Raw genomic sequence first — 13,117 nt, 5'->3', positions numbered from 1 at the left:
GTACGCAGCAGTTGCATACATCACCAGACCCTGTGGGAGCGAGCCTGCTCGCGTTGTCCTGCAGGGCTCCGGGGTCAGATCGGGCAGGTCACGCCCGTACCGCCGATTCCGCAATAGCCTTCAGGATTCTTCGCCAGATATTGCTGGTGATAGGCCTCCGCAAAGTAGAACGTCGGCGCTTCGTCGATTTCGGTGGTGATTTCCCCCAGGCCGGCCTTGGTCAGTTCGGCCTGGAACACTTCCTTGCTCTTCTTCGCCGCTTCCAGCTGCTCGGGGGTGGTGCAGTAGATCACCGAGCGATACTGGGTGCCGATGTCGTTGCCCTGGCGCATCCCCTGGGTCGGGTTATGCAGTTCCCAGAACATCGCCAGCAGTTGTTGGTAGCTGACCTTCTCCGGCTCGTAGACCACCAGCACCACTTCGCTGTGACCGGTCAGGCCCGAGCAGACCTCTTCGTAGGTCGGGTTTGGCGTAAAGCCACCGGCATAGCCCACCGCCGTGCTGACCACGCCTTCGCGCTGCCAGAACCTGCGTTCGGCACCCCAGAAGCAACCCAGGCCGAAGATCGCGAAATCCACATTGGTTACGAATGGGCCCAGCAATGGCGCGTCGAGGACGAAGTGTTTTTCCGGCACGGCCATTGGGGTTTCACGGCCAGGGAGAGCTTGATCGGGAGTAGGAAGCACGTTTTTGTTCACCAGGATTTCCGAGCGCAAGACCATCATCAGTCCTCTCAGTCAGATTGAGTTGAGCGAAATAGACCGTCAGTGTGCCCAATGCCGATGGGTTAAGAAAGACGCAACTGCAGCGAGGGGGCTCTATCGCTTGTCGCAGTCAGACGAGTGGACCGCGGGGATAGCGCTTGAGCTTCTCCACCAGTTCCGCACCGGGGATCGGCCGGTCGAACAGGTAGCCTTGGCCCACATCGCAGCGATGACGGCGCAGGAACGCCAGTTGCTGGGCGCTCTCGATGCCCTCGGCCACGACCTTGAGCTTCAGGTTGTGGGCCATGGCGATCACTGCCGAAGTGATTTCCATGTCGTCCTGGTTGTCGGGGATCTCATGGATGAAGCTGCGATCGATCTTGATGATGTCGATGGGGAATTTCTTCAGGTAGCTCAGGGACGAATAACCGGTACCGAAATCGTCCATGGCCAGGGTCAGGCCAAGCCGCTTGAGCTGGTCGAGCTGCTGGTGGGTGTCTTCGGTGGCCTCCAGCAGCAAACCTTCGGTCAGTTCCAGCTCCAGGAGGTGGGCGGGCAGTTGCTCTTCCTTGAGGATGCTGGCGATCGAGGCCACCAGGTCAGGATCGGAGAACTGCTTGGGCGACAGGTTGATCGCCACCTGCAGGTTGCCCAGCCCGGAGGCGGTCAACTGCTTGCTCATGCGGCAGGCCTGGCGGGCGATCCACTTGCCGATGGGGATGATCAGGCCGGTTTCCTCGGCCACGCTGATGAACTGGTCCGGACGGATCATGCCCTTTTCCGGATGGTTCCAGCGCAGCAGCGCCTCCATGCCCAGCAACCTGCCGCTGCGCAGGCACAGCTTGGGCTGGTAGAACACATCCAGCTCGTTCTGGGTCAGGGCGCGGCGCAGGTTGTTTTCCACGAACAGCTTGTAGCTGGCCTCTGCATTCAGTGCCTCGGTGAACACCTGGACCTGGTGCTTGCCGTTGGCCTTGGCCTTGTGCAGGGCAAGTCCGGCGTTACGCATGAGGGTCTGGGGGTCGCGGCCGTGCAGCGGCGCGCAGGCCAGGCCCACGGAGCCGGTCACGCTGATCAACTGGTTGTCGACGAACATCGGCTTGTCGAGGGTCATCAGCAATTGGCTGGCGACTTGCTGGCCGGCCTCCAGGTCGGTGTCGTCCAGCAGCACGGCGAACTCGTTGCTGGCGAACCGTGCCAGGCTGCCGCTGGGGCTCAGGCTGTTGCGCAGGCGTCGTGCCAGGCTGATCAGCAGTTTGTCGCCGGTCTGATGGCCGAGGCTGTCGTTGATGCGCTTGAAATTATCGATGTCCACCAGCAGCAGGCTGATGGGCGAATCGCTGTCCCGGGCGAAGCGTTCATCCAGGTTGCGAATGAACGCCGGGCGGTTGCCCAGGTTGGTCAGGTTGTCGGTGTAGGCCAGGCGTTCGATGCGCTGCTGGGCCAATTTAGCCTGGGTGATGTCTTCGTAGATGCCGATGTAGTGGGTCAGTTCGCGGTTATCGCCATAGACCTTGGAGATCGACAACTGGCCCCAGTACGGTTCCAGGTTCTTGCGTCGGCTCTTGAACTCGCCCTGCCAGCTGTTGCTCTGTGCCAGGGCCGAGGGCGCATCGAACAGCAGTTCGCTGAGGTTCTCCAGGGCCGGCAGTTCTGACAGGCGCTGGCCGTGGACTTCTTCGGTGGTGTACTGGGTGATGGCGGTGAAGCTGGGGTTGACGTATTCCACCACGCCATCGCAGTTGACCAGCAGGAACGCGTTGGCGCTTTGCTCCACGGCACGCTGGAACAAGTGCAGGGCGCTGGTGGCGATGCGGCGGTTGTGATTGTTGATCACCTGGGCGAACTGGTCCGCCAGTTCACCGGCAAAGGCGATTTCGTCCGACTGCCAGGCGCGGGTAGCGCCCACCTGTTCCAGGCACAGCACGCCCACCACCTGGCCATCGATGCGCACGCTGGCGTCGAGTATGGCGTTGACGTTGCGTGAGCGCAGGTTCTCGGCCATCTCCCGGGTCCGCGGGTCGCGGGTCGCATTATGGGCGTCGATGGCGCGACAGGTCTGCAAGGCCTCCATGTAATCGGGATACTCGCTGGCATCGATCACATCCGGGCGAAAGTATTCCTGGGTGGCGCGGTTATAGGCCGAGATGGGCACCAGCTTGCCATCTTCCAGGTTCCAGATGCTGGCGCAGTCGATCTGGTAAATGTCGCAGGCGCTGCGGGTAATGAGTTCGGCGGCTTCCAGCAGGGAGTTGTTGGCGCTGTAGCGTTGGCGGGTCAGCAGCAGGATCAGATCCTGCTGTGCACGCACCCGGTCCAGGTGCTGGAGCTGTTCCTGCTGGGCGCGCTGGTTCAGCTCCAGAGCGATCTGCAGGCGCGAGTTCTGGGTTTCCAGGTCCAGGGACGGCGTAGACGGCTCGCTTTGCAGCAGGCTGTCCACCGCCATCAGGTAGCCGCGCAGCAGGTGGCGGTTGTGTTGCTTGTAGGACTCTCCCATTTCCAGCAGGTTCATGGGGCCCTTGGCAGTGTGCAGCGTGTAGCGAACCTGGTAATGCGGGGCCTGGGCCAGTTGCTGCTGGATCGCATCGTGCAGCTGATAGCGTGCTTCGGGCTCCATCAGGCTGGCATAAGGCGAACTGACCAGCGAGCAGAGCTCCACAGCCGGCACGCCGAAGTAGCGTTCGCAATTGGGATCGAGAAACAACAGCGCCCAGCTCGCTTCATTCAGCCGTTCGAAACGCAGCATACCGAGCCGCGAGGGCACCGGTAATTGCGTCACTACCTCGGCCGCCATACGGCTGGCGGCATCGGGTTGGCTTTTCATGGGAAAACTCGCTTCGAAAATGCTGATCGCGCCGGGCTGACGCCCTCGTTCTCAAGGATTGCCGCAAGGTTGCATCATTGCGACACTGGCTGACAAGAGAGATGAAGGCCAAGTGCTATAAACCTTATCGGCCGATCGGCGGATTTCTCCAGTCCCCAGCCGATCAGAGGGCTCGGCCAGGGCGACCGTTTGTCAGCGCAACGGGATTTCGACTACTTCCAGCGGGCGGCCGTCACAGTCGTGAAACGTCACGCGGACGCTCTGGGCCGTGACTTGCAAGTGGGCGAAGTTGTCCTGACCGATCACGGGGCTGGTCAGTTCATAGCGGTAGTCCCCTTTTTCGCTCCGGACCATGGGGCTTTCGAAAATAAAATCCGAGGCCGTGGCGTATGGCAGCAGTTCGCTGTTGAAAAACGGCGAGGAAACGATGGTGTGGACTTCGAAGTCGGCATCCTCGCTATGGCCCAGGCGACTGGTCATGGAGCCGTGAACGTCGCCGGACACGAAAATCACGTTCTGGATCCTGTGCTGGCGGATGCTTTCCAGCAGCCGCAGGCGCTGCTGCGGGAAAGCCTGCCAGGCATCGCCATCGTTACGCTTGCTGTCCGGGTAGAACAGGACGCTGGTCACGATGAATTTGACCCGGGCGGTGCTGTTGACGAGCCATTGGAGCAGCGACCGTTCCTGCCTTGCATCCAGGATGCGTCGATCATCCGGCGACAGATTGCGCTCGGTCCGGCTATCCGTGACAAACCATTCGATATCCCCGTGAGCCAATGTATACCAGTACTGCTGCAGCGGTCGGCTCAAGGTTCCGGCGCTCGACAGTTCATGGGCCGGACTGTGGCTGGCCTGATACAGTTGATAGGCGCTCATGGCGTTCGCATACAGGATTTCATCGTTGAGTTGTTTGTTGGCGGGCCAGTTATCCTCGATCTCATGATCGTCGAGGATCATGTACGTCGGCACGCCGGACATCAACTTGCCGATATGAGGCTGGGAAAAGACAGTGCGATATTTGAACAGGATGTCCTTGTAGGTTCGATCCGGCGCCACGATGTTCAAGTCGTCGAGATACACCTGGTCCCCCGTCATCAGGAGGCCGCGGATCGGTGGGTCGGCCTGGTCCACGATACGCTGGATGCCGGCGAAGGTCCGGTCCCCCCGTTCTGGCGCCCTCGGGATGCCGGCGGTGATCCGCAGATAACGGCATGAACCCACGATATAGGCGTACGCAGCATCGCGCGCGCGGGGCAGGGTGCGCAGGCAATAGATATCCTGGGGCCACTGCAGTGGCGGTTCCTGAAGCGTTCCCAGGGGCTGGCTCGGGTTTGCATGGACAAACCAGCCTGCTTGATATTGGTAGCGGCTGTCGGCCTGGAGTCCTGTCAACACAATGACATCGGACATATCGCGGTGAGCATGCAACTGGACGAAATGGCCGTCAGACCATGTTGTCTCACCCTGGCGCCTGTAACGCAGGCCGGCGAATACCGGATTGTTGTGATTGCCATGGTTGCCGCGCAGGAATATGCGCGCGTGGTCGGTTGTCGTGTGGCCAATTATGGGGCCCACGGTGGGTTTGAACATATTCGAATCCATTCGAAAGCAATGCTTGATCAACTGTGTGAGTACAAACGTTCGGTTGTTTTTGCACGGGCCATGCTAAAGCCTGACGGGGCATGGCTATTCAACGGGAGGGGGACAGAAGTTGTCGGCAATGATCAACAGGTTGTGTAGTCATTGATGGTTTGCGCGGTAGGAAAGTTGACGGCGGCGTTTCCTATAGCGCTGTCGACGACGTATGGCGGGCAAAAAAAGCCCCGCCAACTGGGCGGGGTTGAGGTACGAGCGTGGCGCTCGGAAACAGCGGCCTGGATGGCCCTCCGATGAAGGAGGGCCGTCCGATTACAGCAGGATGGTACGGATGTCGCCCAGCAGGTCGCTCAGGCGCTTGGTGAAGCGTGCAGCGGCGGCGCCGTTGATCACACGGTGATCGTAGGACAGCGACAGTGGCAGCATCAGCTTCGGCTGGAAGGCCTTGCCGTCCCAGACCGGCTGGATGGTGGCCTTGGAAACACCCAGGATCGCCACTTCCGGCGCGTTGACGATCGGCGTGAAGCCGGTACCGCCAATGTGGCCGAGGCTGGAGATGGTGAAGCAGGCGCCCTGCATGTCGTCGGCGGTGAGCTTCTTGTTCCGGGCCTTGTCGGCCAGGGCAGCGGCTTCGCCGGCCAGTTGCAGCAGGCTCTTCTGGTCGACGTTGCGGATGACCGGTACCAGCAGGCCTTCCGGGGTGTCGACGGCAAAGCCGATGTGCACGTACTTCTTGCGGATCACAGCCTTGCCGCTTGGGGCCAGGGAGCTGTTGAAGTCCGGCAGTTCCTTGAGCAGGTGTGCGCACGCCTTGAGCAACAACGGCAACACGGTCAGCTTCACGCCGGCCTTTTCCGCCACGGCTTTCTGCGCGACGCGGAAAGCTTCCAGCTCGGTGATGTCGGCCTGGTCGAACTGCGTCACGTGCGGGATGTTCAGCCAGCTGCGATGCAGGCTCGACGCGCCGATCTGCATCAGGCGAGTCATGGCCACTTCTTCGGTTTCGCCGAAACGGCTGAAATCCACCGCCGGGATCGGCGGGATGCCCGCGCCACCGGTGGCGCCTTCGGCCGGTGCGTTCTTGGCCTTCTGCATCATGGCCTTGACGTAGGCTTGCACGTCTTCCTTGAGCACACGACCGTGCGGCCCGCTCGGGCCAACGGCCGACAGCTCGACACCGAATTCACGGGCCAACTGACGCACCGCCGGGCCGGCGTGCACCTTGGCACCGCTTGGCGCAGGCGCGGCGGCGACAGGGGCAGGCGCTGCTTCGGCCTTGGCGGCAGGCGCGGCGGCTGGCGCTGGAGCTGCTTCAGCCTTGGCGGCGGGTGCAGCGGCCGAGGCAGGCGCGGCAGGTGCCGAGGCACCCGCTACTTTCAGCTTCAGGATCAGGTCGCCGGTGCCGACTTCGTCTTCCAGCTTGATCTCGACGCTTTCCACCACACCGGCAGCCGGCGATGGGATCTCCATGCTGGCCTTGTCGGATTCCAGGGTGATCAGCGACTGGTCGGCTTCGACGGTATCGCCGGCCTTGACCAGCACTTCGATGATCTTGGCCTTGCCCGACGAACCAATGTCCGGAACATGAATGTCCTGGACAGTGGCGGCGGCCGGCGCAGCGGCCGGAGCAGGCGCTGCTTCGGCAGCCGGGGCCGCAGCGGGCTTTTCAGCCGCCGCAGGCGCTGGCGCAGGGGCAGCCGCTTCAGGCGCCGCAGCGGCGCCCTCGACTTCCAGCTCCAGCAGTTCGTCGCCTTCTTTCAGGCGATCGCCCAGCTTCACCTTCAGGCTCTTGATCACACCGGCCTTCGGCGCAGGCACTTCCATGCTGGCCTTGTCCGATTCAAGCGTCAGGATGCTCTGGTCGGCTTCGATACGGTCGCCGACCTTCACAAACAGTTCGATTACTTCACCTTCACCGCTGCCGATGTCAGGTACGCGAATGAGTTCGCTCACGAAAATTCTCCTCAGCAGTCCAGTGGGTTGCGTTTTTCCGGATCGATGCCGAACTTGACGATGGCCTCGGCCACCACCTTGGGTTCGATATCGCCACGGTCAGCCAGGGCTTCCAGGGCTGCCAACACAACGAACTTACGATCGACTTCGAAGAAGTGACGCAGCTTCTTGCGGCTGTCGCTACGGCCGAAACCGTCGGTGCCCAGCACCTTGAATTCCTTGGAAGGAACCCACTGGCGGATCTGCTCGGCGAACAGCTTCATGTAGTCGGTAGAGGCGATGACCGGACCCTTGCGACCGTTCAGGCATTCTTCGACGTAGCTCAGCTTTGGCTTCTGGCCAGGGTGCAGGCGGTTGCTGCGCTCTACGGCCAGGCCGTCGCGACGCAGTTCGTTGAAGCTGGTGACGCTCCACACGTCGGCACCGACGTTGAATTCTTCACGCAGGATCTTCGCCGCTTCACGCACTTCGCGCAGGATGGTGCCGGAGCCCATCAACTGGACGTGGTGCGCCGCTTCGCGGGTGTCTTCCTCGAGCAGGTACATGCCCTTGACGATGCCTTCCTCGACACCGGCCGGCATGGCTGGCTGCTGGTAGGACTCGTTCATCACGGTGATGTAGTAGAAGACGTCCTGTTGCTCTTCGGTCATCTTCTTCATGCCGTCCTGGATGATCACCGCCAGCTCGTAGCCATAGGTCGGATCATAGGTGCGGCAGTTCGGGATGGTACCGGCCAGCATGTGGCTGTGACCGTCTTCGTGCTGCAGGCCTTCGCCGTTCAGCGTGGTGCGGCCGGCGGTACCGCCGATCAGGAAGCCACGGGTGCGGCTGTCGCCAGCGGCCCAGGCCAGGTCGCCGATGCGCTGGAAGCCGAACATCGAGTAGAAGATGTAGAACGGCAGCATCGGCTGGTTGTGGCTGGAGTACGAAGTACCGGCGGCAATGAAGGAGCTCATGGCGCCCGCTTCGTTGATGCCTTCCTCCAGGATCTGGCCCTTCTTGTCTTCGCGGTAGAACATCACCTGGTCTTTATCGACTGGCTCGTAGAGCTGGCCGACGGACGAGTAGATGCCCAGCTGGCGGAACATGCCTTCCATGCCGAAGGTACGGGCTTCGTCCGGGATGATCGGAACGATGCGCGGGCCGATTTCCTTGTCCTTGACCAGTTGCGCGAGGATTCGCACGAAGGCCATGGTGGTGGAGATTTCACGGTCGCCCGAACCGTCCAGGATAGCCTTGAGGGTTTCCAGTGGCGGCGTCGGGACGCTGAAGCTCTTGGCGCGACGCTGTGGTACGAAACCGCCCAGCGCGGCACGGCGCTCGGCCAGGTAACGGGCTTCGGCGCTGCCTTCTTCGGGCTTGAAGAACGGCAGGTTTTCCAGCTCGCTGTCCTTGACCGGAATGTCGAAGCGGTCGCGGAACAACTTCAGGCTGTCGACATCGACTTTCTTGGTGTTGTGCGCGGTGTTCTTCGCTTCGCCGGCACCTGTGCCATAACCCTTGATGGTCTTGGCCAGGATGACGGTCGGCTGTTCTTTGTGATTGACCGCCTGGTGGTACGCCGCGTAGACCTTGTACGGGTCGTGGCCGCCACGGTTGAGCTTCCAGATTTCGTCGTCGGACAGGTCGGCGACCATGGCCTTGAGCTCAGGCGTGTTGAAGAAGTGCTCGCGGACGAACGCGCCGTCCTTGGCCTTGTAGTTCTGGTATTCGCCGTCGATGACTTCGTCCATGCGACGCTGCAGGATGCCGTCGACGTCCTTGGCCAGCAATGGGTCCCAGAAACGGCCCCAGATAACCTTGTTGACGTTCCACTGGGCGCCACGGAACACGCCTTCGAGTTCCTGGATGATCTTGCCGTTGCCGCGAACCGGGCCGTCGAGGCGCTGCAGGTTGCAGTTGATGACGAAGATCAGGTTGTCCAGCTTCTCGCGGCCGGCCAGGGAGATCGCGCCGAGGGATTCCGGCTCGTCGCACTCGCCGTCGCCCATGAAGCACCAGACCTTCTGCTTGCCTGGCTGGATGAAGCCACGGGCTTCCAGGTACTTCATGAAACGTGCCTGGTAGATCGCCTGGATCGGGCCCAGGCCCATGGAAACGGTCGGGAACTGCCAGAAATCAGGCATCAGCCAAGGGTGCGGGTAGGAGGACAGGCCGTTGCCGTCCACTTCCTGGCGGAAGTTGTTCATCTGGTCTTCGGAGATGCGGCCTTCCATGAACGCACGGGCGTAGACGCCTGGCGATGCGTGACCCTGGAAGTAGATCAGGTCGCCGCCGTGTTCGTCGGTCGGGGCCTGGAAGAAGTAGTTGAAGCCGATGTCGTACAGCGTCGCGCTGGAGGCGAAGCTGGAGATGTGACCGCCCAGGTCGGAATCCTTCAGGTTGGTACGCATCACCATGGCCAATGCGTTCCAACGTACCAACGAGCGAATGCGGCGTTCCATGAACAGGTCGCCAGGCATGCGTGCTTCGTGGGTAACGGGGATGGTGTTGCGGTATGGCGTGGTGATGGCGTAGGGCAGTTGCGAACCGCTGCGGGTCGCGAGTTCGCCCATGCGGGTCATCAGATAATGAGCGCGGTCTTCGCCTTCTTTGTCGAGAACCGATTCCAGGGCGTCCAGCCATTCCTGGGTTTCGACGGGATCGAGGTCTTGCATGGCTTGCTCCAGGGCGGAAAGGCTACCAGAATCGGTTGCCTGAGTTTGCGACTGGCCTTGTGGGCAGACGATATAAATTCTTGGATTGCCGAAGGTTGTTTCGGCGGCGTGTAGTTTTACTACAAATCGTCGACCGTTTCAGCCTCCCGAATGTATAGACGAGTAGTAAAACTACACATGAAAGGCTTTTGGCCCCTCGTTTCGTTGTGAGAATAATCGTTACTGTTGGTCTTTAGCTAACTCGAACAGGTAAAAACTTGATGTCGGCTGCCAATAAAATCAGATTTTCAGCTATTTATCATCTTTGTTCGACAGTCGATCAGGTAGTGGCTCTCGAAAAAACACTACATCCAGCCTTTCCCGCGCCGATCAAGGATAGACCATGAGCCTGCCCCCGCTTGCCGAAGTACCGGCAATTCTCCTGCCGTTGGTCAGCCGTGCCGAGCAGTCGTTCCGTGCGTCGGTCGCCTCACTGGATGACGATCACGGATTGGCCACCTGGACGCCGGAACGCTGGGGCGAATTCAACCGCGTCGCCGCCGCCAGCGATTTCGTCATCGAGCAGAGTCTTCGTGACCCCGTGATGCTACTGGAGCTGGTACGCAGCGGCGAGCTGGATCGCGACCTGGCGACCGGGGAAATGTGCCGGCAGATCGGCGCCGCGGTCCAGGCCGCCGAGACCGAGGACGAGCTGGGTCGGGTCCTGCGCCGCCAGCGCACCCGGCAACAGGTACGGATCATCTGGCGCGACCTGAACCGTCGGGCCGATCTGGTCCGGACCTGTCGCGACCTGTCGGACATGGCCGACACTTGCATTGACCAGGCCTATCAATGGCTGTATCAGCGCCTCTGCCAGCAATTCGGCACGCCCACCGGCCGGCGCAGCGGTACGGCGCAGCAGATGGTCATCCTGGGCATGGGCAAGCTCGGCGCGGTGGAGTTGAACCTGTCGTCGGACATCGACCTGATCTTCGCCTACCCCGAGGGAGGCGAAACCGTCGGGGTGAAGCGGCCGCTGGATAACCAGGAGTTTTTCATCCGCCTGGGCCAGCGTCTCATCAAGGCCCTGGACCCGATGACGGTCGATGGTTTCGTGTTTCGCGTCGACATGCGCCTGCGTCCCTACGGCTCGGCCGGTGCGCTGGTGCTGAGCTTCAACGCGCTGGAGCAGTACTACCAGGACCAGGGCCGCGACTGGGAACGCTACGCCATGATCAAGGCGCGGGTAGTGGCCGGAGACCAGGCGGCCGGCGCGCAACTGCTCGATATGCTGCGGCCCTTCGTGTATCGCCGCTACCTGGATTTTTCCGCCATCGAAGCGTTGCGCACCATGAAGCAGTTGATCCAGCAGGAGGTGCGGCGCAAGGGCATGGCCGATAACATCAAGTTGGGCTCGGGTGGCATTCGCGAAGTGGAGTTCATCGCTCAGGCATTCCAGCTGATCCACGGCGGCCGCGATTTGAGTCTGCAGCAGCGGCCGTTGTTGAAGGTGCTGGGGACGCTGGAGGGCCAGAGTTACCTGCCGGCCAAGGTGATCGACGAATTGCGCCAGGGCTACGAGTTCCTGCGCTATACCGAACACGCTATCCAGGCCATCGCCGACCGTCAGACCCAGATGCTGCCCGACACCCCCCAGGACCAGGCGCGCATAGCGTTCATGCTGGGTTTTACCGACTGGGCGGCTTTCCACGAACAACTGATGCATTGGCGCGCACGCGTGGCCTGGCACTTCGGCCAGGTCATCGCCGACCCGGATGAAGAAGAGGGCGGCGAAAGCGAAGTGGTGGTGGGCGGCGAATGGTTGCCCTTGTGGGAAGACAGTCAGGACGAGGAAGCGGCGTGCCGGCAGTTGCAGGAGGGCGGCTTCCGTGACGCGCCCAAGGCGCTCAGGGCCCTGGCGGCCCTGCGCGGCAGTCCGCAGTTGCGCGCCATGCAGCGCCTGGGGCGCGAACGCCTGGATGCCTTCATTCCGCGCCTGCTGGCCCAGGCCGTCGAGCACGCCGATCCGGACCTGGTGCTGGAGCGGGTACTGCCGTTGGTGGAAGCGGTGGCCCGCCGTTCGGCCTACCTGGTGCTGCTGACGGAAAACCCCGGTGCCCTGCGACGTTTGTTGACGCTATGCGCGGCCAGCCCGTGGATTGCCGAACAGATCACGCGTTTCCCCCTGCTGCTCGACGAGCTGCTTAATGAAGGTCGTCTGTTCAAGCCGCCCCTGGCGCCGGAGCTGGCCGCCGAGCTGCGCGAGCGCCTGACGCGGATCCCCGAGGATGATCTCGAACAGCAGATGGAAGCGCTGCGGCATTTCAAGCTGGCGCATCGCCTGCGGGTGGCGGCTTCGGAAATTGCCGGCAGCCTGCCGTTGATGAAGGTCAGCGATTACCTGACCTGGCTGGCCGAGGCGATTCTCGAACAGGTCCTGGCCCTGGCCTGGCGCCAGACCGTGGCCAAGCACGGTGTGCCGCTGCGCACCGACGGCAGTCTGTGCGATCCGGGCTTCATTATTGTCGGTTATGGGAAAGTCGGCGGCCTGGAGTTAGGGCATGGTTCCGACCTGGACCTGGTGTTCATCCATGACGGCGATCCCCAGGCGGAAACCGACGGACCGAAACCCATCGACGGAGCCCAGTTCTTTACCCGGCTGGGCCAACGGATCATTCACCTGCTGACGGCCCAGACCAACTCCGGGCAGTTGTATGAAGTGGACATGCGCCTGCGGCCTTCCGGTGCTTCGGGGTTGCTGGTCAGTTCCCTCGGGGCGTTCGCCCGCTACCAGGAAAACGAAGCCTGGACCTGGGAGCATCAGGCACTGGTGCGGGCCCGGGTGCTGGTGGGAAGCCAGGATGTGGGCCAGGCCTTCGAGAAAGTCCGCGCCCAGGTGCTGGGGCGCAAGCGTGACCTGTCGACGCTGCGCCAGGAGGTCAGCGAGATGCGCGCCAAGATGCGCGACAATCTCGGTAGCAAGGCCACCGCCGCCGGGACGGCGGCAAACGCCTTCGACGCCTCGGCGCCCTTCGACCTCAAGCAGGACGCCGGAGGTATCGTCGATATTGAATTTATGGTGCAATACGCGGCTCTGGCGTGGTCCGAAGAGCATCCCTCGCTGGTGCGCTACACCGATAACATCCGCATCCTGGACGGGTTGCAAGAGGTCGGTCTGATGCCGGCCGAAGATGCCACGCTGTTGCGCGAAGCCTATAAAGCCTACCGCTCCGCCGCCCACCGCCAGGCCTTGCAGAAAGATGCCGGGGTGATCGCAGGCGACCAGTTCGTGGATGAGCGCCGCCAGGTATTGCGGATCTGGGGTGAGCTGGGGCTGGGCTGAAGCTTTAAATGTGAGAGCGAGCTTGCTGGCGATAGCGGAATGTCAGGCGACATTGATGTTG

Annotated in this window: 7 protein-coding genes; 2 read left to right on the top strand and 5 right to left on the bottom strand. The window is 61.9% G+C overall.

The genetic code is table 11. The annotated features are described in order from the left end of the window. Positions 1-74: 74 nt before the first annotated feature. The 3 genes from msrA to BT179_RS17495 form a co-directional block, all read right to left on the bottom strand. Positions 75-722, bottom strand: a complete 648-nt coding sequence (msrA, locus tag BT179_RS17505) for a peptide-methionine (S)-S-oxide reductase MsrA (protein ID WP_072398578.1) — start codon at positions 720-722, stop codon at positions 75-77. A 112-nt stretch (positions 723-834) separates the two neighbouring features. Further along, positions 835-3,528, bottom strand: coding sequence for a putative bifunctional diguanylate cyclase/phosphodiesterase (locus tag BT179_RS17500; RefSeq protein ID WP_072398559.1), 2,694 nt, complete (start codon positions 3,526-3,528; stop codon positions 835-837). A gap of 192 nt (positions 3,529-3,720) precedes the next feature. Continuing rightward, a complete protein-coding gene (locus BT179_RS17495) occupies positions 3,721-4,938 on the bottom strand; it encodes an alkaline phosphatase D family protein (RefSeq protein WP_243750485.1) in 1,218 nt (405 codons plus the stop codon). Positions 4,939-4,950: 12 nt separating this feature from the next. Here BT179_RS17495 and BT179_RS27015 point away from each other — a divergent pair, with 12 nt between their 5' ends. Then, the gene (locus BT179_RS27015) at positions 4,951-5,268 is read left to right on the top strand and encodes a hypothetical protein (protein ID WP_256327857.1); all 318 of its coding nucleotides are present in this window, start codon (positions 4,951-4,953) and stop codon (positions 5,266-5,268) included. Between the two features lie 168 nt (positions 5,269-5,436). Here the strand turns inward: BT179_RS27015 and aceF are convergent, their stop codons facing one another. Together aceF and aceE are read right to left on the bottom strand one after the other, a co-directional pair. Then, on the bottom strand, positions 5,437-7,077 hold the full coding sequence (gene aceF / locus BT179_RS17490; protein WP_072432174.1) for a dihydrolipoyllysine-residue acetyltransferase: 1,641 nt from the start codon (positions 7,075-7,077) through the stop codon (positions 5,437-5,439). An 11-nt stretch (positions 7,078-7,088) separates the two neighbouring features. Next, positions 7,089-9,734, bottom strand: a complete 2,646-nt coding sequence (gene aceE / locus BT179_RS17485; protein WP_072398556.1) for a pyruvate dehydrogenase (acetyl-transferring), homodimeric type — start codon at positions 9,732-9,734, stop codon at positions 7,089-7,091. 382 nt (positions 9,735-10,116) lie between these two features. On the opposite strand from aceE, the gene glnE reads away from it, so the two are divergent. Further along, positions 10,117-13,056 (top strand): bifunctional [glutamate--ammonia ligase]-adenylyl-L-tyrosine phosphorylase/[glutamate--ammonia-ligase] adenylyltransferase, encoded by a 2,940-nt coding sequence (gene glnE / locus BT179_RS17480; protein WP_072432173.1) that lies wholly within the window; start codon positions 10,117-10,119, stop codon positions 13,054-13,056. The last annotated feature ends 61 nt before the right edge of the window (positions 13,057-13,117 follow it).

It is taken from the genome of Pseudomonas sp. NFACC43 (genome assembly GCF_900119645.1).
GTDB lineage: Bacteria > Pseudomonadota > Gammaproteobacteria > Pseudomonadales > Pseudomonadaceae > Aquipseudomonas.
The sequence above is the reverse complement of the archived record's forward strand: the minus strand, read 5'-3'. Positions and strand labels throughout refer to the sequence as shown.

Bases quoted from the DNA above. Each gene is read 5' to 3' on its own strand.
- glnE (WP_072432173.1), top strand. From the start codon at position 10,117: ATGAGCCTGCCCCCGCTTGCCGAAGTACCGGCAATTCTCCTGCCGTTG.
- BT179_RS17500 (WP_072398559.1), bottom strand. From the start codon at position 3,528: ATGAAAAGCCAACCCGATGCCGCCAGCCGTATGGCGGCCGAGGTAGTG.
- BT179_RS17495 (WP_243750485.1), bottom strand. From the start codon at position 4,938: ATGTCCGATGTCATTGTGTTGACAGGACTCCAGGCCGACAGCCGCTAC.
- aceE (WP_072398556.1), bottom strand. From the start codon at position 9,734: ATGCAAGACCTCGATCCCGTCGAAACCCAGGAATGGCTGGACGCCCTG.
- msrA (WP_072398578.1), bottom strand. From the start codon at position 722: ATGGTCTTGCGCTCGGAAATCCTGGTGAACAAAAACGTGCTTCCTACT.
- BT179_RS27015 (WP_256327857.1), top strand. From the start codon at position 4,951: ATGCAACTGGACGAAATGGCCGTCAGACCATGTTGTCTCACCCTGGCG.